At 46.3% G+C, this 20747-nt stretch carries 18 protein-coding genes; 11 read left to right on the top strand and 7 right to left on the bottom strand.

Annotation, left to right across the window (positions count from 1 at the left end; translation table 11 throughout):
• Positions 1-163: 163 nt before the first annotated feature.
• Positions 164-1807, bottom strand: coding sequence for a histidine ammonia-lyase (gene hutH, locus K5Q92_RS02085; RefSeq protein WP_259649464.1), 1644 nt, complete (start codon positions 1805-1807; stop codon positions 164-166).
• 72 nt (positions 1808-1879) lie between these two features.
• Complete coding sequence (locus K5Q92_RS02090; RefSeq protein ID WP_220767403.1) at positions 1880-3439, bottom strand: flavocytochrome c; 1560 nt, start codon at positions 3437-3439, stop codon at positions 1880-1882.
• A gap of 924 nt (positions 3440-4363) precedes the next feature.
• On the opposite strand from K5Q92_RS02090, the gene K5Q92_RS02095 reads away from it, so the two are divergent.
• Positions 4364-5890, top strand: a complete 1527-nt coding sequence (locus K5Q92_RS02095) for a sigma-54-dependent Fis family transcriptional regulator (protein ID WP_220767404.1) — start codon at positions 4364-4366, stop codon at positions 5888-5890.
• A gap of 102 nt (positions 5891-5992) precedes the next feature.
• Here K5Q92_RS02095 and K5Q92_RS02100 read toward each other — a convergent pair whose 3' ends face one another.
• Positions 5993-7150, bottom strand: a complete 1158-nt coding sequence (locus K5Q92_RS02100; RefSeq protein WP_220767405.1) for a porin — start codon at positions 7148-7150, stop codon at positions 5993-5995.
• Positions 7151-8085: 935 nt separating this feature from the next.
• On the opposite strand from K5Q92_RS02100, the gene K5Q92_RS02105 reads away from it, so the two are divergent.
• From K5Q92_RS02105 to K5Q92_RS02135, 7 genes are all read left to right on the top strand, one after another.
• Positions 8086-9348 (top strand): efflux RND transporter periplasmic adaptor subunit, encoded by a 1263-nt coding sequence (locus K5Q92_RS02105; protein WP_220767406.1) that lies wholly within the window; start codon positions 8086-8088, stop codon positions 9346-9348.
• Between the two features lie 32 nt (positions 9349-9380).
• Positions 9381-9647: a hypothetical protein gene (locus tag K5Q92_RS02110; protein WP_220767407.1), complete on the top strand. Its 267-nt coding sequence runs from the start codon at positions 9381-9383 to the stop codon at positions 9645-9647.
• Between the two features lie 79 nt (positions 9648-9726).
• Entirely contained in the window at positions 9727-10458 is a 732-nt protein-coding gene (locus tag K5Q92_RS02115) for an ABC transporter ATP-binding protein (RefSeq protein ID WP_220767408.1), read from the top strand.
• 21 nt (positions 10459-10479) lie between these two features.
• The gene (locus tag K5Q92_RS02120) at positions 10480-11781 is read left to right on the top strand and encodes an ABC transporter permease (protein WP_220767409.1); all 1302 of its coding nucleotides are present in this window, start codon (positions 10480-10482) and stop codon (positions 11779-11781) included.
• Positions 11782-11807: 26 nt separating this feature from the next.
• A complete protein-coding gene (locus K5Q92_RS02125; protein WP_220767410.1) occupies positions 11808-13019 on the top strand; it encodes an ABC transporter permease in 1212 nt (403 codons plus the stop codon).
• A 126-nt stretch (positions 13020-13145) separates the two neighbouring features.
• On the top strand, positions 13146-14555 hold the full coding sequence (locus K5Q92_RS02130) for a sigma-54 dependent transcriptional regulator (RefSeq protein WP_220767411.1): 1410 nt from the start codon (positions 13146-13148) through the stop codon (positions 14553-14555).
• A 30-nt stretch (positions 14556-14585) separates the two neighbouring features.
• Entirely contained in the window at positions 14586-15953 is a 1368-nt protein-coding gene (locus K5Q92_RS02135; RefSeq protein ID WP_220767412.1) for a PAS domain-containing sensor histidine kinase, read from the top strand.
• 91 nt (positions 15954-16044) lie between these two features.
• Here K5Q92_RS02135 and K5Q92_RS02140 read toward each other — a convergent pair whose 3' ends face one another.
• The 3 genes from K5Q92_RS02140 to K5Q92_RS02150 form a co-directional block, all read right to left on the bottom strand.
• The gene (locus K5Q92_RS02140) at positions 16045-16263 is read right to left on the bottom strand and encodes a DUF1272 domain-containing protein (protein WP_220767413.1); all 219 of its coding nucleotides are present in this window, start codon (positions 16261-16263) and stop codon (positions 16045-16047) included.
• Between the two features lie 196 nt (positions 16264-16459).
• Positions 16460-17032 carry a TetR/AcrR family transcriptional regulator gene (locus K5Q92_RS02145; RefSeq protein WP_220767414.1) on the bottom strand — a complete coding sequence of 191 codons (573 nt, stop codon included), beginning with the start codon at positions 17030-17032 and terminating at the stop codon, positions 16460-16462.
• A 22-nt stretch (positions 17033-17054) separates the two neighbouring features.
• Complete coding sequence (locus tag K5Q92_RS02150; RefSeq protein ID WP_220767415.1) at positions 17055-18482, bottom strand: coniferyl aldehyde dehydrogenase; 1428 nt, start codon at positions 18480-18482, stop codon at positions 17055-17057.
• Between the two features lie 169 nt (positions 18483-18651).
• On the opposite strand from K5Q92_RS02150, the gene K5Q92_RS02155 reads away from it, so the two are divergent.
• From K5Q92_RS02155 to K5Q92_RS02165, 3 genes are all read left to right on the top strand, one after another.
• Positions 18652-19032, top strand: a complete 381-nt coding sequence (locus K5Q92_RS02155) for an STAS/SEC14 domain-containing protein (RefSeq protein ID WP_220767416.1) — start codon at positions 18652-18654, stop codon at positions 19030-19032.
• 103 nt (positions 19033-19135) lie between these two features.
• Positions 19136-19567 carry a universal stress protein gene (locus tag K5Q92_RS02160; protein ID WP_220767417.1) on the top strand — a complete coding sequence of 144 codons (432 nt, stop codon included), beginning with the start codon at positions 19136-19138 and terminating at the stop codon, positions 19565-19567.
• A gap of 63 nt (positions 19568-19630) precedes the next feature.
• The gene (locus K5Q92_RS02165) at positions 19631-20074 is read left to right on the top strand and encodes a universal stress protein (protein WP_220767418.1); all 444 of its coding nucleotides are present in this window, start codon (positions 19631-19633) and stop codon (positions 20072-20074) included.
• Positions 20075-20167: 93 nt separating this feature from the next.
• Here the strand turns inward: K5Q92_RS02165 and K5Q92_RS02170 are convergent, their stop codons facing one another.
• Entirely contained in the window at positions 20168-20746 is a 579-nt protein-coding gene (locus tag K5Q92_RS02170) for a DUF924 family protein (RefSeq protein ID WP_220767419.1), read from the bottom strand.
• Between the last annotated feature and the right edge of the window lies 1 nt (position 20747).

Here is a 20747-nt window from a genome sequence, read left to right on the forward strand (position 1 = left end):
AACCGAAACTTATTTAGTTCGAGCTTATTAATCAGGAGCTTGCTCTTGAGTGACAGGGCTATCCTTAGCCTTGTGCATTCAGCTTGCAGCAATAGGTGGGAGTGGTTCCTATCGCTGCAAGGGAGAACAAGCGAGGCGAATTTGAGTCGCCTTAATTCATGGATTAGAACTGAGTAATAAAATCGTATGACGCCTTAATATCTGGTGTGAACGGGCGGTCAACTTCAACAAATGGCACTTGCTTACGGAACGCATCATGCATAGCTTTGGTCGCTTCGCCTTGCTTGATGTTCTCGTCTGCAAGCTTGCGAAGATCGATAGCTTGAGTCGAGTGCATTAGCTCTAAGCCGTACATTACATTTGTGTTATCAACAATTTGGATAAGTCTGTCAGACGCCAGTTTCAAATTAGTGAAGGTATCTTCGATGTTACCCGCGATTTGAATACCATCGAACGATACTGGGTTCGCTAAGGCTTTGTTACGCACTTGCATGTCGACGAAGGTCTTCTGGATTGCACCAAAGGCGTGGCCATTGTTACCCGGTGCACTTAGGAAGCGTGGTAGACGAGTAAAGTGGTCATCCGATAGATGGATGGTGCGCATGGCGCTGTTATGTGAAACGTGAGTCAGAGCGATGCTGAGCTGCTGTACGGCAAGTGCAACAGGTAGTGGCTCAAAGTTGGTGGTTGGGAACACGCCGCCTTTGCCTTCAACAAGGTACTTAGATACCTGAGAGTTGTTGCCGTAGTCTATGCCCGCACCAAGGATAACACCTGGGTTATCGTCAGAATGGTTGATTTGAATATCAATCATCTGTCCAAGATCTGCTAGTGCCTTGTATGCGCTTGCAAAGGTGTAGGCTGTAGTACGGTAACTGAGTGGGTCTTGGAGCGGACGTTCACTGTTAGCATCCCATAAGTAGCTACCAGTTAGGCTGTCACGCACATTGGCTGTCGCTTCTTTGAGGTAAGGGAAAGGGCGAATGTCGTTGGTCTGTGGCAAGAATGGTGACACGTTACCGTTAAGGCCTTCAAGACTTAAGCTAAATACCGTTGGTGACACCTCAAGTAAGTGCTTGGCATCGCGGTAACCCTTCATTGCGTATGTAACGCCAACAGAGTTGTTCGATAGAATCGATAGCGCGTCTTTACCGACAGGCTTAAGTGGCTTGATGCCCGCTTTTTTCATCGCCTCAGCGCTGTTCATGCGCTCACCTTTGTAGATAACGTCCCACTCACCAATCATGGCAAGGCCAACGTGAGAAGCTAGAAGAATATCTGCTTCACCCACGGTGCCCTTAGATGGGATGATAGGTGAAATATCGTTATTTAGATAAGCTTGGTAAAGCTCGGCAACATAAGGCTGCACACCTGTGTGACCAGACAGAATTGTGTTTAAGCGTACCGCTAGGGCGACACGGGTTAAACGTACAGGCATAGCTTCACCGACACCAGCGCTGTGAGCACGTAGAGTGCTGTAGTTGAATGACTCTGAAGCCTTCAATACTTCGGCGCTTAGCTCACCGTTAGCATCAAATAGTTTGTGATCTTTGTTTAGGCCGACACCTACTGTTAGGCCGTAAACTGGCTTTCCTAGGCGTGCCGCTTCCATCAATAACTCGTGGGCTTTTACTAGCGTAGTCGCCGACTGTGGGGCGATTTTAACTTCGGCGCCATCTGCGATAGCCCAAGCTTGGTCTTGTGTGAAGTGCTTACCGTCTAGTACCACAGGCTCTGCAGCCATGGCATGAGTTGCAGTTAATGCGAGAGCGAGTGATGTTAATACAGCATTTTTAGTTGTTTTCATCTTCATCTATTCCATAATTTTTTGCAGCTAAGTGGTAGTCACTCAGCAAGGCGAATTTGATTTCTATTTGGGTTAAGCGATATTCAGTGTTATTGACTGGCTCTGTGCACAATGGCGGCCAGCATTACGCCCGGTTACCACCCCTTCCGCTACCGCGCAAGCACCTAAACGACTCGCACCGTGAATACCACCCGTCGCTTCGCCGGCAGCGTATAGGCCTGGAATGGGTTTGTTGCTGACAAGGTGTAGTACTTCTGATGCGGTGTTAACTTTTACGCCACCCATGCAGTAGTGAACCTTTGGCCACATACGTACTGCGTACCAAGGACCTTTATCTAACAGCATGGCTTTTTGCATAGGACGGCCGAACTCAGCGTCTTCCCCTTTGCTTACCGCTTCGTTCCAGCGTGCAACCTGCGCCTTTAGCGCTTCGGCTGGCATGTTGTAGATCTTGGCAAGCTCATCTAGATTGTCGGCTTTCTTAATCACATTGTATTTAAGGCCCCAATCTAGCGTTTGCGCATCTTTTGCACCTTCGGCATTGGTAAAGCCAATCGGATAAACAGGATTACCTTTATCGTCGCGGCGGGTCATGATGGCATCAGCACGAGCTTTACGGTCGGCAAGCTCGTTAAAGAAGCGTTCACCGGTACGGACGTCAACAACGATGCCACTAGGGTAGGTGGCGATAGTGTTGAATTGTGATGCGGTGCCAAAGCCTTTCTCGTCAGGAGATGCCCATGGACCTAGCTGGATCTGATCTAAGTGAATCGGGTTAGCGCCTAGTAGCATCATCTGCTTAAGTGCTTCAGAGGTCGCACCTGCATGGTTGGTAGAGTCTAGCTCACTGGTATACTCTGGTTGTTGCATCTGACGATACTCGATGTCATTACCAAAGCCACCCGTAGCCATGATCACGCCTTTACGGGCACCAATCTTAGCCATCTTACCCGTGCGTTCTTTTGGGAAGTAGTAGCCTTGACGAACTTCGATACCGATCACACGGCCACTGTCATCTTTGACGAAACCTTCTAGCTTGGTCTGGTTTCTCATGTCGATGCCACTCTTCTTAGCGGCTTTGATAAGTGGGCGAATAATGCCTGCGCCTGAGCTTTGTACGGTTTGCAGTACACGCGGAATAGAGTGGCCGCCGAAGTGTTGTACGAATGGCTTCCACTCAACACCATGGTCGATAAGCCACTCACAAGACTCGGCGGTACCATTACACACAAGCTTTAGCATCTCGACATCGTTCATGCCGCGGCCGGACTCAAGCATATCGGCAACCATGACATCGACAGAATCTTCGATACCTTCTTTCTTTTGCAGTGGTGAGCCTGCAACCGCCATTGCGCCACCGTTAATGGTAGAGTTACCGCCAAACACGGGCATCTTGTCGATAACCATAACGCTTGCGCCGCTCTCTTTTGCCTGTAGTGCTGCAGACATACCCGCAAAGCCACTACCAACGACGATGACATCGACCACTTCATCAAACTTTGCCTCGTCTGCAGAGACGCAAGCGGCATTAGCCGATAAGGCAACTGTGCTACCAAGGCCTGCAACGGCCATCGCTGCGCCACCTTTTAATAATTGGCGTCGGCCAGGACTTGCCAGTTCTTTTACGTTCATCTATCTGTTCCCTATGTGTATTTTCTAATTATGTTTCTGAGCCGTTTAAGCTCTAACTCATGTAGATGAAGTTGCAGTGACTGTGCCAACTACCTAATTTTCAGTATAAAGCTTATGATTTATGAACAGGATCCTGAAATCGTGAAATATCAAGATTTACCACCATGATATTTCGTGGTTATCTCGACATATCAATAATAAACAGGGTTTATAAATTGACTTTAAAATAGGCTTTTGCACTTGCTGTTTATAAAAGGTAAATAACCAACTGTAAAATGGGGAGCTTGTATTCGGTATAAGTAGGGTTAATAGTCGTTATTAATATATATGTTAGCCAATTAATTTGGTTTGCGGTAGGGGCTGTGTAGGTTTAAATGAATTAATCTATTAAATTATTTGCCTACTTTTTAAGTCGTTTTTGTCTTGCACCAATTAGTGTTTTTATTAGCCTATATAGAAAAGGTTTGATAGGCGCAAACAAGCACGTGTGGTGTTGGTGCTTGTCATGTAAAGCGCTATATAATCAAGAGTTTGCCTTTAATGTAGCTTTGTTTGGAGGCTGCGGAATATATTTTTATATGTACAAATCATCATATGTTGCAGTGAAACTTATAAGCCTCTCACACATTTAACTCTATGGGTAAATAGGTCACATATCTGAGTTTATTTTTAAATTACTCACATGTTTTATCGATTTTGTAAAAGCATTCACATCTTCATATTTAGTTTTAAGTAGCTCTCATATTCTAAGCTTTTCTTCATATTTAATTTATTTTCACCTATATTTTTATGTGGCATCGACCACGGTTTTATATATGTCTTACTCGTTTTGTTTCTGTTTCCGATTATTTATGAACAGGAGCACAGAATCACGAAATACAATGATCTACCATCACGAAACTTCGTGGCCACCTCGAGATATCAATGAAACAAGAATTTTATCATCAGGCTACCCAGTGCTTATGCAGCAGTTTGTCGCTGGAAGTTGCTCTGCAAAATTATTATGGATACGTAAAACAGTATCTGCCTATAGATGGCATTTTTCTTAACATCTATCGGCCGGAGCATGCAGACATTCAGTTTCTTGCCCATGTTAACGAACAGCAGGCCGTTGCACTCGACAAACAGGTGAAGATCTCTGCCGAAATGGGGCAGGTGCTGCAGCAAAACGATCGTCCAGTGATCCGTATTATCAATGATATTGAGCAGGATAAGGTCACCAGCTTTGTGGCGCCTCAGGTGATCCCTGAAATTGGGTCAGTGATCTTATTGAGGATGATCAGTGATAACACACATTTAGGTGTCGTGGGCTTTTATGCTAAGCAAGCTGGACTGTTCAAGCCACTGCATGCTGACTTGATAGAACCTCACAAAGATACCTTCTCTCTGATCACCGCCTTTAATTTGCGTGGCAGAAACTTGCTCAGGGCCAATCAGGTACTTAGCCAAGAAAACGACAGCCTTAAGCGTGCTATGTTTTCTGCCGATGGCGTTGTTGGTGCCGAAGGTGGCCTTAAAAAGGTAATGGCCCAGGTCGATGCCATTGCCGAGTTAAATACTAGTGTACTGATGCTAGGAGAAACTGGCTGCGGTAAAGAGGTGATCGCCAACGCGATTCATGCCAAATCAAACCGAGTTAATCAGCCTTTTATTAAGGTGAACTGCGGCGCAATTCCTGAGACTCTGATCGATTCTGAACTCTTTGGATACGAAAAGGGAGCCTTTACTGGCGCAGACGGCCGAAAGGCGGGTTATTTCGAGCAGGCAAATGGTGGCACCATTTTCTTAGATGAGATCGGAGAGTTACCTCTATCGGCACAGGTGCGGTTATTACGTGTACTGCAGAACAGCTCGATCACCCGGGTAGGCGGCTATGAAAATGTCGATCTTAATATTCGAGTCATAGCGGCGACTCATAGAAATCTGCAAGCCATGGTACATGAGAAAACATTTAGGGAAGATCTCTGGTATCGCTTATCCGTTTTTCCGATAGAGATCCCGGCGCTGCGTCAGCGTAGAAGCGATATTCCACTGTTAGTGCAGTATTTTATCGAGACATTGGCGGCGAAGTTTAATCTAGAGCAGTTACCGAGAGTGATGCCTGAGCAGCTAGCCGTACTAAACAATTACAGCTGGCCAGGTAATGTGCGTGAGCTGATTAACGTACTTGAACGAGCCATCATTCAAAAACCTCAGGGCCCGCTTAGCTTCGAACTGCTACAAGCGCAATCTGATGAAGAGATAACCATCAAAACAGGGCAAACAATCGTCGTTGATCCAAGCTACGCTAGCGATAAGCTGGTGCCGCTAGATACTATGATAGGTAAGTATATCAGCCATGCGATGCGTATTACAGGTGGTAAACTCTATGGACCTGGCGGCGCAGCCGAGCTATTAGATATCAACCCTAACACTCTAAAAAGTAAGATGAAAAAGCTAGGGCTGTGTTAGCTCTCGTGTTAGCGCTTTAAGCGTCATCAACCAATAAAAAAACACTTCCAAGGAAGTGTTTTTTATTGGCAGGGGGACAAATGTTTAGGTTCTTGCTAATAACTAGAAGAAGTAGCGAATACCTACAGAGTAGCTATTGTCTTGTAGATCTTCGAAGCTCTTATCGTCCATCTCACTGAAGTCAATTTTGGCTTCGGCAAACATCACTGTGTCGTTGCTGTAACGGTAATGCAGGCCTAATACGGCAAATTGACGAGTCCAGTCACCTTGAATCGTTGTCGATGCATCGGTATCTAGGTCTTGGTAAGACAATAAGAAGCTAGGTACAAATCCATTTTCGTATTGGTAAGCAATTAAGAATTCGCCGCCCGTTGAGTCATATAGCTCACCTGCTACTAGCTCATTCTGCTTACTCTTGTGAGCGTTAAAGCCAACGTAGAAACCATCTGCTTCTCGGTTAGGTGCATACTGGTAGAAAGAACCATATTGCGCACCAACACCAATGATTTCGTTAGTGTCATCCACGTTTTCACCCGCTAACTCTCCCGTGAAGTCACCACGGTTGAAGCCAGCAAGCACTTTGAACTTATCGGTGAAGTGATAGGTTAAGCTAGCGCCATAGCTAGTATCGAAGCTGACATGAGAGCCGTCATCCAACGCGATACCATCTTTGTCATACAGCGCCACATCACCATTTTGCTTAGCTGCATATTGAAGTGCGATACTCAAGTTGCCAAATGAGTTGCGGTAAACAAAGGCCGAGTCTGCACGACCCGCACCGGTTAGGCCGCCGTCACCAAAGGTGTAGGCACCTACAGAATAACCAGTGTAAACATTAAGTACGTCGGTGGTGTAAGCCACATCGTAGTAGACGCCCCACTGTTTACCGAACGTTAAGCTACCCCACTTGTCGTTTGCTAGCCCCACGTAGCCTAATCGATTGAATAAGAAGTCAGAGTTTTTTTCTGCACCTAGTTGGCCGCCTGAGTAACTTAGCGAGTCATCGCTAGTGACCATGTTAATGCCCCACTCGGTATGGGCAAAGCTACGCCAGCCATTCTTCTCTTGGCGGTCGAAACGAAAGCCCACACGTGAAAAGTTGTCGACCACGGCTGTGTCGTGAGTGTCATTAATTGCTGCAAAGCCCAACCAACCCATCATGTTGATGCTATTGGTTTGGTCATTGTAAATCTCAACGGCCTGCGCTGAACCCGCCATCAAAATTGACGGAATTAAAAGCGCCAACAGTTTCTTATTCATATCATTTTCCCTATCTTTTTATTTTGTTAAAGCTAATCAATATTGGTTTTTACCAATTACGCCTAGCAGAGCAGCTAATGTGCCAAAGGGGGAAAAGCTGAGTTTATGGGGAAGAAGTTGGAGCAAGATCCACGAACCACGAAATATCGTTAAAGGGGATCGTTAAATATCGTGCCAAAAGTGAAATATCGTTGTTAAAAGGTTTAAAGAAGGAGTTAAAAGAAGGTACTAGGTTCTAGGAAAAGCAGGTCCTAGGAAAGGCAAACTGCAAAGATGATGAAAGCTAAGACGGTAAGAGCCGAACGGTCTGCGACCTAGGGAACGTGACTTCGTCACTACGGAACGCTGCGCTTACGGAAAAGCGGTGTTTGTTGTAGGTCGGGCTTTAGCCCGTCATGCTTTTGATTTTCCTAGCAGGGCGCAGCCCGTCCTCGAAGCGAAGCGCCCTAGGAGCTAGGGCCTATGTTTTAAAGCAAAGACGGTTAAGCAAAGACGGGTAAAGCTGAGATAGGAAAATCCGGAAAAGTATTGGCTGTTGTAGGTCGGGCTTTAGCCCGTCAAAGAGTTAGGTATTTGGAAAAGCAGACCTTAGAGCCTAAAAAGGATAAAGAAGGAGAAAGCGGAAAGAATACAGCGTTTTGCTTGGGTTTTGTTTTGAGCTTTTGATTTTCCTAGCAGGGCGCAGCCCGTCCTCGAAGCGAAGTGCCCTAGAACCTAGTACCTTGTTTCAAACCGGACACTTTCCTCATATCGGACATTCCTGCTAATTAATCGGACACTTTTGCGCTGTGTCCGCGGACACTATTGCGGTGTACGCTGTTCTAGATTTCTTTAAGCCCATGTTTATTAACTGTTAATGGTTTTTGGCATGGTGCTTGTATTAATAGCCCTATCAAAGCAGTAATTGTTAACAACGGACAGTTTAGGGAAAGAAGATGATTCAGGATACCAGCGCACAAGATGTGATAAAGCAGCAGAGCAAGGCGAGCAGATTAAAGCGTCCGCTGATGTTCGGTATTGCAGCCCTACTTGTTTCTGGTCTCGTTTGGTCGAGCATGGATAGCGACTCGATTGCCAGTTCCATTAAGCGTTCGGAGCTGAGATTTGCCACCTTAGAGCGCGGTACCTTAGTTCGTGATATCCCCACTACGGGCAAGATTGTCGCCGCAAATGCGCCGGTGCTTTATAGCCCAGAGCAAGGCTCTGTCACCTTGATTGCTAAGCCCGGTGACAAGGTTGAGCAAGGCGAGGTGGTTGCCACTATCGAAAGCCATAGGCTCACTAATAATTTAAAACAGCAGCAAGCAGTGCTTGAGGGGATGAAAAGCTCCTTGGAACGTGCTCGTCTCGATGCTCGCCGCGAGCAGCTTAAGGCCCAGCAAACCTTAGATATGGCGAAAGTTGATTTAGAGGCTGCCGACCGTGAAAGCCGTCGTGGTGACCAACTAATCGAGTCAAAGTTAATCAGTAAAATCGACTTTGAAAAGAGTAAAGATGACCTACATAAGGCTAAATTACTGTTTGCCCATGCGGGTCAAGAAGCCCAGTTGATGAAAGATACTTTGACCTTCGAGCTTAAGAACACAGCCCTAGAAGTTGACCGACAGGCACTGGTGGTTAAAGAGCTCGAACGTCAAGTGGCGGCGCTCGATATCACCGCGCCCGTTGGTGGAATTATTGGTAACTGGCTCACGGAGCAAAAGGCACGTATTGGGCAGAGCCAACCCATCTTGACCGTTGTTGATTTAAGCGCCTTTGAAGCAGAGCTTGCAGTGCCAGAGTCTTACGCCGATGAGTTAGGCATAGGTATGGCGGTTGAGTTGAGCTTTGGTTCCGAAAGAGTGATGGGCGAGCTGTCCTCTATCTCTCCAGAGGTGCGTAATCGTGAAGTGACCGCAAGGGTGCGATTTAAGCAAACTGACAGTTTGCAGCTGCGTCAGAATCAGCGTCTTTCGGCGCGAGTATTACTGGAGCACAGACCCGATGTGTTGATGGTTAAGCGCGGGGCCTTTGTTAATAGTGGTGGCGGCCAAGAGGTTTACGTGATGCATGGCGATATTGCCGAGCAAACCCCCATCCAGTTAGGCGCACGCAGCATGAGCCATATCGAAGTGATCCAAGGTGGTCAAGAGGGAGATATCTGGGTGACCTCAAGTGTTGAGCCTTTTAATAATGCAGCGCAAGTGATCGTTCGCTAACTGAATAAGGAAGCCGAATAAGGAAGCTGACAATGAATAAAGCAATTAGCAAAGTTAAAAAGATGAACAAACATCAAGTCATTACTGCTGCGGTATTAATGCTATTGGTGCTAGCTGTGCAGGTATCGACTGATAGAGCGGGAGATTGGATGTTTATCGGGCTTAACCTGATTGAGTTTGGCAGTGGTGCTGAATCGAACTTAGGCACGGTGTCAGATGTAAGCTTGGGCGATGAGCAGATGATTGGGCAGCTAATCATGCGAACACTCGATTGCATCATAAGTTTACTTACCCAGTAAGCGGTTTAAATCAAAATGAATACAGATCACCAAGCCGTTTTTAGTGTGATGGATAAATAGAATTAAAGGAATATAGATCATGTTATCGATGAACAACATAAGCAAAGTATTTAAAACGGATTTAGTGGAAACCCATGCATTACGAGACTTTAACTTAGAGGTCAAAGAAGGCGAATTTGTTGCAGTTACCGGACCATCAGGTTCGGGGAAAACCACCTTTTTGAACATTGCTGGATTACTCGAAGGCTTTACCCATGGCGACTACTTTCTCGATGGCGTGAATATTTCAAACTTAAGCGATAACAAGAGTGCTGCGATTAGGAACGAGAAAATTGGTTTTATCTTTCAGGGTTTTAACCTGATCTCTGACTTAAACCTAGCCGAGAACGTAGAGGTGCCATTACGTTATCGTGGCTTCAATGCCAAAGAGCGCAAAATCCGTGTCGAGCGTGCGCTTGAACAGGTAGGACTCGCCTCTAGAATGAAGCATCTGCCAACGCAGCTTTCAGGTGGGCAGCAGCAACGTGTGGCAATAGCCAGAGCTTTAGCGGGGGAACCAAGATTCTTACTCGCCGATGAGCCGACTGGTAATTTAGATAGCCTGATGGCACGCCAAGTGATGGAGTTACTTGAAGATATTAACAAGGCGGGTACCACTATCATCATGGTCACCCACGATGCAGACCTTGCTCGCCGAGCGCAGCGTAACATTCAGATTGTCGATGGTCAGGTGTGTGACTTCACCATGTACCAAGGTGGCCAGTCTGAGCAAAAGCCTCAGTCTATCGCCGATGCTGCGTCAGTGGCTTAATGGTTTGCTAAGGAGAGCATAATGTTTTTTTATTATCTGGATCTAGCCTGGCGCAGTATCAAGAAGACGCCGTTTCTATCCTTATTGATGATCCTCGCCATCTCTATTGGCATAGGCATCACTATCACCACTTTGAATATCTATAAGATGGCATCGGTAAACCCAGCTGGCGAGCGCTCATCGCAGTTATTTGCGGTGCAGTTAATGAGCCAAGACAATGATACTTGGGAGGAGATTAACGAACAGATCACCTATCAAGATGCTTTTAACCTCAGCCAGAGTGATGTGCCAGTAAAGCAGGCTGCCATGTTTAGAACCGGCCTTGCGGTGCAGACTGAGGATGTGAATTTCTCGCCTATTTTGGAGAGCGTGCGGGTGACTGGTGGTGACTTCTTCGACTTGTTTGATGTGCCGTTTATTTATGGTCGCAGCTGGGACAAGCAGGTGGATGAAGAGGGCGGTTATAAGGTTGTCATTAGTGAGGATATGAATAAAGAGGTCTTTGGCGGTGGTGACAGCGTGGGTAAAACATTGCTGTTGAATCGTAAACCTTATCAAGTGGTTGGCGTTATAGAGAAGTGGAACCCTAGCCCCAAGTATTATGATGTAAACAACGGCGCTTTTAATGACTCCGCCCGTATTTATGTGCCTTTCTCACTCGCACCAATTGAAGAGTATGAAAGCTGGGGCAATAACCAAAGCTGGCGTCATGAAAATATTCGTAACTACCAAGATAGAATTAATTCTGAGATGCATTGGGTGCAATATTGGGCTGAGTTAGACACCAGTGCTAAGCAGCAAGAATATCGAGAGTGGTTAGGACGTTACGTGGAGCAGCAACAACAGATAGGTCGCTTTAAACGCCCCGATGCTCGTGGAGAGATTAGAGATGTCGCTCAGTGGCTATCTTTTAATAATGTAGTACCAGAAGACAACAAGGTATTGGTAGGGTTAAGCGCGCTATTTTTGGTGGTCTGCCTCGTTAATATGCTGGGTCTACTCTTGGCTAAGTTCTTAAAGCGCGCCCCAGAGGTGGGGGTTAGGCGAGCCATTGGTGCCAGTCGTTTACAGATCTTCTCTCAGCACTTAGTGGAAGTGGGCTTGATTGGTTTTTGTGGCGGCGCTCTGGGTCTGTTATGGGCTTGGATGGCACTGTATTTCTTATCCTCTAAATTCGATTTAGAAGCATCGTTGGCTCAGCTGGATCAAAGCATGTGGTTGATAGCACCGGTTATCGCCGTCAGTGCAGCCATCATTGCTGGCATTTATCCAGCCTGGCGTATTTGCAGCACTAATCCCAGTGTTTATCTCAAGAGCCAATAAACTACAGAATGAGAAAGGATTTCATTATGTTTCAAGTTAAACCCATATTAAGCATGTTGATGCGTAATAAGAGTGGCCCTCTATTGCTGCTAGTGCAAATTATCTTATCGGTTGCGATAGTAGCCAATGCTAGCTTCATTATTAAAGAGCGTGTTGGCCTAATAGCCAGAGAATCTGGGATTGTAGAGTCGGAGGTCTTTGATTTAACCATCTACAATTTCGATGAATCTATTGTCGCTAATGAACAGAACCTGATAGATGTCGAGATCATTCGTAACCTTGACGGAGTCAAAGCAGCGACTTCAACCAGTATGACGCCACTGAGTGGTGGTGGTTGGTCTTCTAATTTTTCTCATGGCAGCAGTGAAGAAGATCGTAAAGATGCACCTAATGCTGCAATTTATTATGGCGACGAACAGATGATCTCGACTTTAGGGGTGAAGCTGATTGAAGGAAGAAACTTTTATCCCGATGAAGTCAGTAGTGGTGGCCCAGAGCTGGCAAGCTTAGCCATCGTCTCGGCTGATTTTGCCAAAGACGCTTTCGGTGATGAGCCTGCTATTGGTCAAGTTATGTATCGCGGTAACATTGGTGAGCAACCGATGAAAATTATCGGTGTGGTTGAGCGTTTGCAGGGGGCTTGGGTGAATAATTCAAACCTTAATCGTAGCGTGATTTTGAATGTAGAGCTGGGATCCTCTTTCACGCGCTTTTTAGTACGAGCAGATGAGTCTGCTATTGCTGATTTAAAAGAGGCGATTCCAGCGGCGTTACATAAAGAGCATCCTAATCGCGTGGTGCGTGGTTTCACGACTATCAAAGAGCATCGCATCAGCTCATATCGTGACCATGAGCTGATGGCGACCGTGTTGTCACTAATGGTGGTGTTATTGCTGCTTATCACCTCTTTAGGTTTAGCGGGTATGGTGATGTTTAATATAGAGCGCCGCACTAAGCAGATAGGTACCAGACGGGCATTAGGCGCCAAGAAACGCGATATCATCAGCTTCTTCCTGGTGGAGAACTATCTATTGTGCCTTGCGGGTGGAGTGCTCGGTGGGCTGATTGCGGTGCAGCTTGGGCAGCAGTTAATGACTCTATACAGCTTACCTAAACTTGAGTTGATTTACCCGATAGCCACCGTTGCGGGTTTGCTTGTGCTCACCACCATTGCAGTGATCTTTCCGGCACAAAAAGCGGCTAAGATATCACCAGCTACAGCCACTCGCAGCGTGTAACCTGCTACTTGTGAACCGGTAAATTGCTATTTAATTGTTAGCCAAACGTGAGCTTTTCTTTAACTCTGTTTGGCTTTCAGTTAGTTTTATAGCCAGTCCTCTAACACAATTAATAATAACGAGTTTATGGATAAAATCCTGATTGTAGACGATAACCAAGCCGTGTGTAATGCCTTGGCTTTAATGCTGGAGCTCAATGGTTATCAGACGCTTACCTGCCTCTCGCCCGATGTCGCCCTCGAACTCGTCCAGCTGCATGATGTGGCGCTGGTGGTACAAGATATGAACTTCACCCAAGACACCACTTCAGGTGAAGAGGGGCGTAGCCTGTTTTATGCCTTACGCCAGCTGCAACCTCAGCTTCCCATTGTATTACTGACGGCCTGGACCCAGCTTGAACTTGCCGTTGAGCTGGTCAAAGAGGGTGCGGCTGACTACATGGGCAAACCTTGGGATGATGCAAAACTCCTGACCAGTATTAATAATTTAATTTCGCTACATCGTTTAGCAAAAGATAACGCCAAGCTAAACCGAGTCGAAAACCAACGTATGGCAGCGATTAAAGATGCTGACCTGTGCGGTATCGTCTTTAACAGCGGCGCCATGCAGCGCTGCGTCGACTTGGCGTTGCAGATCGCAAAATCTGATGTGTCGGTGTTGATAACAGGCCCCAACGGTGCCGGTAAAGATAAACTTGCCGATATTATCCACGCTAATTCATCTTTAAAGCTGCAGCCCTTTATTAAGGTGAATATTGGCGCGTTACCAATGGAGTTACTCGAGGCCGAGCTGTTTGGCGCTGAAGCGGGCGCGTTTACTGGGGCGACCAAGACGCGTATCGGCCGTTTCGAGGCTGCCGATGGCGGCACACTGTTTCTCGATGAAATTGGCAATCTGCCACTTTCTGGGCAAGTAAAACTACTGCGCGTGTTGCAAACTGGAGAGTTTGAGCGACTGGGTAGCCACCAAACCCGCAAGGTGAATGTGCGGGTGATAAGTGCCACTAACGCAGATTTGCTGCAAGATATTCAAGCGGGGCGATTTCGTGAGGATCTCTTCTACCGCCTCAATGTGATTGAGTTGCCATTGCCCGCGCTTAAAGAACGTAAAGATGATGTATTGCCGCTAGTTGAGCACTTCATTGGAGCTGACTTTTCACTATCTCGTCAGACTCAACAGGCTCTACAGGAACACTCTTGGCCTGGTAACGTACGCGAGTTGGAAAATGCTTGTAGGCGGGCGGTGATTTTGGCTAACTCACCAGAGTTAACCGTCGAGGACTTTGGACTTGAGCTACATAGCCGCAGCGTTATAGAGCCTAAAGCGACACCAGAGCATCAGCTATCAGAGTCTCCTCTGAATGATCCCGTAGCTCAAAATGATGTGGTTCAAGATGGCGCAGTTCAAGATGAAAAGGCAAGTATCGAGTCGGCATTAGCGCAGCACCGCGGCGTGATTGCTCGGGTAGCCAAATCTTTAGGCTTGAGCCGACAAGCCTTGTATCGTCGTATGGAAAAATATGGCATAGATAAATAATTTAATCTGGGAAAGGACAATAATAACAATATGAGCCTGAAGCTACAGATTTCACTTAGAGCGAAATTGATCCTCTGTGCAGTTATGGCATCCATGCTGGGTTTAGCATTGGCGTTTGGCTGTCTGTTATGGCTTGGTTCTGATGAGTTAGTGCTAGAGTTCAAGCAGCAAAGCGGCTTGTATTTGTTGATTTTTCTGTCGATGCTACTGCTAGTCGCTGGACTAAGTTATTTAGGTACCCGTCAACTTGCCACTAATTTGATGGCGCTGGAGGTGGGGTTACTCAACTTTAAAGATAATGACTTTAGTGTGAGCATTCCGGTAAGCGGAGATAGCCAGTTAAAGGCGTTAGCAAAGCTATTTAACGAGTCGGCACAAACCCTACGCAAAGAGCGGCAATATATCTACCAGCGTGAATTATTACTCGATAAGGTGATACAAAGCTCGCCCAATGTGATGCTGCTACTCGATGATGAAAAACGGATTATCTATGCCAACGATGCGGCGCGACATCTGTTTAATCACGGGCTGCGTATTGAAGGAATGTCGCTGTCGCAACTACTGAACGAGGCTCCCGAAGCCTTGGTGGGGGCGCTTAACAACCCCAAGGATGGCTTGTTTTCGCTAAGCCGAGATGGCGACCAAAATGAGCTAGAAACTTGGCATCTCTCACGAGGGCAGTTTCTATTAAATGGTCAGTTTCACCACTTAGTACTACTAAAGCAGCTGACTAGAGAGCTGAACCGTCAAGAGGTTGCGGTATGGAAGAAGGTTATTCGCATCATCAGCCATGAGCTAAATAACTCGGTGGCACCGATAGCCTCAATGGTTAACTCTGGAAGAATGATCACGAAAGAGCTTAACGACCCAAAGCTAAAGCTAATTTTCGATACCATCGAAGATCGTACCAGCCATCTCAGCCAGTTTATTTTCAACTATGCCCGCTTCGCTAAATTACCGCTGCCAACTAAGACTCCAGTTGATTGGCTGAAGTTGACCGATCAGCTTAGGCAGCATTATCAGTTTACGCTTCTTGGGGAGCTGCCTCAGCGAACTATGAGCTTCGATCTTATTCAGATGGAGCAGGTATTGCTGAACTTACTAAAAAATGCCCATGAATCAGGTTCAGATTTAACTAAGATAACCTTAGAGATCAGAGAGCTAAACTTAGCCGATCCATCTCAGGGGATCTGTATCGAAGTCAAGGATGAAGGCTTAGGTATGTCTGCAGAGGTGTTGCAGCAGGCACTGTTACCTTTTTACTCGACAAAACAGTCTGGTACAGGGCTAGGCTTACCTCTTTGTCGTGAGATTGTTGAGGCTCACGATGGCACTATCAGCTTGCATAACCGCGATAAGAAGGGCTTATGTGTGAGTTTATGCCTACCTAGATGTTAGGCTTTATGGTGTTGATTTACCTATTGTTAGCTAGGTAACAAAAAAGGTCAGCAAGTTGTTGACCTTTTTTTTGATGAGTAAATGACTCTAACTACACAGAGCATTTTTTCAGTTCGGGTGTAGAGATTTGTACGGGCTGGATTAATCGAGTCGGCCTTAAAACTAGGGTGCCCTGGCAGTGCTCGCAGATGTAATGCAGCTCTTCGCTACAGCGCTTGCAATAGGTACACTCCAGTGAGCAGATATAGGCGACCTCTTTACGCGCTAACTTGGTTTTGCACCGTCGGCATTCGGTTTTCATTCTTAACATATATTCACTCCTTCGAATAATGCATCTAACAACACGATAATTGCAGTCAGGCTAAAGGATAAGTTTGTAATCGTGTTTCGCGCTCGCTAGGCGTTCATTGCGTTCTTTTATTTCGACACAAAAAACCGCAAAGCTTGACCGTTTATACTTTTCATCTTTCCATGATGTTGGGTTGTCTATTAACGTACCGTGCTCGCTAAGCTTTCATAGCATTCCAAAACATTGCAAAGCTTGAACGCTTATACTCTTCATCTTTCCATGATGTTGGGTTGTCTATAAAGTATCGCGTGGCCGCTAAATATTGGCCATGGCAACTCTCTAACATCAAGGATAGTGGATAATCGGCTAAAATACCTGCTTTTTGCCCCTGTTTAATAAGCTGTCCCATAAAGCCTAAAATGCTGTTCATTGCCTGTTGTCTAACTTCCGATGCGATCGATGGAGACATCGAATATTGCTGGAAAAATTCCTGTTTAAGGGGGTTATCCATCGCCCAGTCTATGGCCACCAACCACAGGTTTTGCGCGTCTTTTTTTAACTCCCCCTTTTGACTGATTTTCGATTGTATTGCATCGGCAAACTCCTGCTTAATCGATAGATATAGATGGTTGATCAGCGCCTCTTTTGAGGGAAAGTGATGAAACAGGGTCCCTGTTGCCACCCCGGCCTGTTTGGCTATCGAGGCGGTAGAGGTGGCGTAAAAGCCTTGGCTGACAAAAAGCGTCAGCGCGGTGTCCAAGATGGCTTGTTTTTTATCGATACGACTCATCAGGTTTACAGCTCAGTTACGATTAACGAAGGAAAAATTTCATCAATAGGCGCTGGATAAAACCACCATAGGGAGGATGTACTAGTTTGCCCGTATTGAGATACTTACCGCGGCTAAGCACGGTTTTTGCGTGACTGAAGGTTAGGAAGCCCTCTTTACCATGATAGTGTCCCATGCCCGACGTGCCGATACCACCAAAAGGAGCATCGTCAGCTGCAACGTGAAATACTGCCTCGTTAATACAGACACCGCCAGAGTGAGTGTGGTTAAGCACATGCTGTTGAGTCTCTTTGTCGAAGCTCATTAGGTACAAGGCAAGTGGACGAGGGCGCTGGTTAACATAATTTATCGCCTCGTCGATATTGTCATAGGGGATGATAGGTAATAACGGGCCAAAAATTTCATCCTGCAACACTAACATTTCATCGTTGGCATTGCAGATAAGCTGGGTTGGCATCTTGCGCTTGTCGGCATTAATTGCTTCATCGTTGGCGCTAATTATGCCGGCTCCTTTACTCTTAGCGTCATCGAGTACCTGCATGATCCTATCGAACTGACGTTGGTTAATCACACTGCCATAGTCTTTGTTGTCACTCACTTGCCCATACATGCTGGTGAATTTTTTCTTATAGGCTTGAATAAAGCTGTCGAGCTTGGTACGAGGAACGAGCACATAATCAGGGGCAACACAGATCTGTCCGGCATTTAAGCATTTACCGTAGATCATACGTTCGACAGCGATAGTCATGTCGATATCATCGGCCACGATAACGGGCGACTTACCGCCAAGTTCGAGCGTGACAGGGGTGAGGTTATCGGCGGCGGCGCGCATCACATGGCGGCCAACCGTGGTTGAACCAGTAAAGAGCAGGTGGTCGAACGGTAGTGATGAAAACTCTGCGGCAACCTCAGCTTCTCCTTCAACACAAACCACATGTTTACTATCAAAGATGCTGCTTAACATCGCCTTAATGACTTGGTTGGTTTCTGGTGTGAACTCCGATAGCTTTATCATCGCACGGTTACCTGCAGCTAGGGCGGTAATAAGCGGACCTACTGACAGCATGACTGGGAAGTTCCACGGTACGATAATGCCAACCACACCTAATGGCTGATAGTGAACCTTGATTTTGGCTGGCGACAGCAACAGACCTGCGTGGCGGGAGCTAGGTTTCATCCATTTCTTGAGGTGTTTTAGGCTGTAATTGATGTTGTTAATGCAGGGCAGAATATCGGAGATCATGCTGTCATCAATTGAACGGTTACCATAGTCGCGGCTCAGTGCGTCGACTAGCTGCTCTTGGTAGCTGAGTATGGCGGCTTTCAAGCTCTTTAGGTGCTCAACTCTGGCTTCGTAGCTAGGTGCTGGCTCATTTAAATAGCAGCTTCGTAGTTCGATTAACATTTGCGAGAGGGGCTGTGATACCTGATTGTCTATGTGCATGTTCATTTACTTAGCTCCAGAGTTGGTCTTTAAATAACCGACTGATTAGTCAGTCTGATAATAATGAATTTTTTATTAAAGATCAAATAACAGGCTTAAGTGTGACCAAGATCAAATTCAATAATCGCCAGCACTCTAAAATTAGAGTAGGTACTTAGTTAACTAAGGATTAAAAATGAGCAGCAATGTACATGGAATATCTGTGGGAATAGAGCGCAGTGGCAGCAAGTTTTATATGACATTTGTTGCTGTCGGCAAGCTCACCCATGAGGACTATGAATATATGGTTCCTATGCTGGAGTCGGCAATTGCTGGGGTCGAGGAGCCTCAAATCAACGTATTGGCCGATATTAGCAAACTCGATGGCTGGGAGCTGCGTGCTGCATGGGACGATCTAAAGTTAGGGGTTGCCCATGGCAAGGCGTTTGAAAAGATCGCCATTGTTGGTGAAGGCAAGCTGCAAGAGTGGGTAACGAAAATGACCGACTGGTTTACCCCTTACGATGCAAAGTTTTTTGAGAGTAAAAAAGAGGCACGTGAGTGGCTTAATGACTAACCTTATTAGTAAGGAATAGTATTGAGTTATAGTTTAAGTCATTGCCATAAAAGCGGTATTCACAATGGCGATAGCAAGTGAATAATGTTTGGAGGAAATCGTTATGCGTAGTCGTCAAATTTTATGTCCAACGGACTTTTCGGAGACTGCTTCTCATGCGCTAAAGTATGCCATTGAAATGGCAAACTTATATCATGTGGGCCTACGTATTGTGCATGTTATCGAGCAGCCGATGGGCGTTGATAATTACCAAATTCTCACCATCACACCCGAAGAGCTAGCACAGAGTATGGAAGACTCTGCCGCAGAGAATATGAAGCAGCTATTAACCGAGCTTAAGAGTGAACTCTCAGTAGAGTCAGTGATCCGCCACGGTAGCGCCGCTGAGCAGATCCTTAAAGAGGCTGAGGGGGCTGAGGCGGGAATGATAGTGATTGCCAGTCATGGCCGTACCGGGATATCGCACTTCTTGCATACGAACGTGGCAGAGGCCGTGGCTAACCGAGCCAAATGTCCGGTATTAGTCGTTAAGTAGTTGCTGTATTGATTACAGTATTAATGGCAGTCAAGCATAGCTAGGCTTGATTGAGGAGAGGGTATGCGTACTCGACAAATTTTATGTCCAACAGATTTTTCATTAACGGCATCCCATGCCTTGAGCTACGCCATCGAGATGGCCAATCTATATGGCGTTAGCCTACGTTTAGTGCATGTGATGAGCGAGCCTTTTAGTGAGCATCATTACGGTATCGCGGTGGACTCAGTGGAGCAACTCGATAGGCAGATAGAGGCCGCTGCAACTGAAAACCTAGAGAAACTGGAGTTGAAGATCCAGCAAGGGTTAAATCATGGCTTGACCGTGAAAACCGTACTTCGTAAAGGAGATGTGTTAGATGAGATCCTTGAGGAGTCTGAGGTCGGACAGGTCGGCATGATAGTGATAGCAAGTCATGGACATAGAGGGATTTCGCACTTGCTAAACCCTAATATTGCCGAAAGCTTAGCCAATAAAGCAAAGTGCCCAGTGCTGGTGGTGAAGTAGGCACTGATAGTGGTTTCACTGCGTTATGAGTTTGGGTGAAAAACAGCAGCCACACATTTATTTGTGTGGCTGTTTTTATTTGCGCTCTAGCGGCTAAAAACTTGAGCCGGGTTGCTGCAGGAAGTCTATCTCTTCTGCGGTTGACTCACGACCTAGGATAGCGTTTCTGTGGGGATAGCGACCAAATTGATCGATAATCTTCTTATGTCTTAGCTCAAAGTCTAAATTGGCTTTGGCGGCATCGCGATTGAATAACCTCACCGCAATCTCATGTATTAATGACGACTCACTGTGCATGTAGGGCATAAACAGAAACGGCACCTGTTTCGCCTTTAATTCTGAGTCGCAATTGAGTGCAACCGCCTCTTGGGCAAGCACTAATGCGAGGGGATCGGCTGCAAACGCTTGCGGGGTATCACGATAGATATTGCGGGAGAACTGGTCGAGAACGATGATTTCAGCCAATCGTCCCTGTGGCGTTGCTCGCCAATGATAGAGCTCACCTTGCATTGCTTGGGTTAATAATGCAGCGTAATTTTGTTTAATGAGTTCATCAAACTCATTGTCTTTTACCCACCACTGCTTAGGTTCAATCTCTTCAAACCAGAAGTGAATAATCATATCTGGGGTAAATGCCTGCTGTAATTTGTGCTCTTTCGCTAGTGTGTTCATA

The sequence above is a fragment of the Shewanella sp. MBTL60-007 genome (genome assembly GCF_019654915.1).
GTDB lineage: Bacteria > Pseudomonadota > Gammaproteobacteria > Enterobacterales > Shewanellaceae > Shewanella.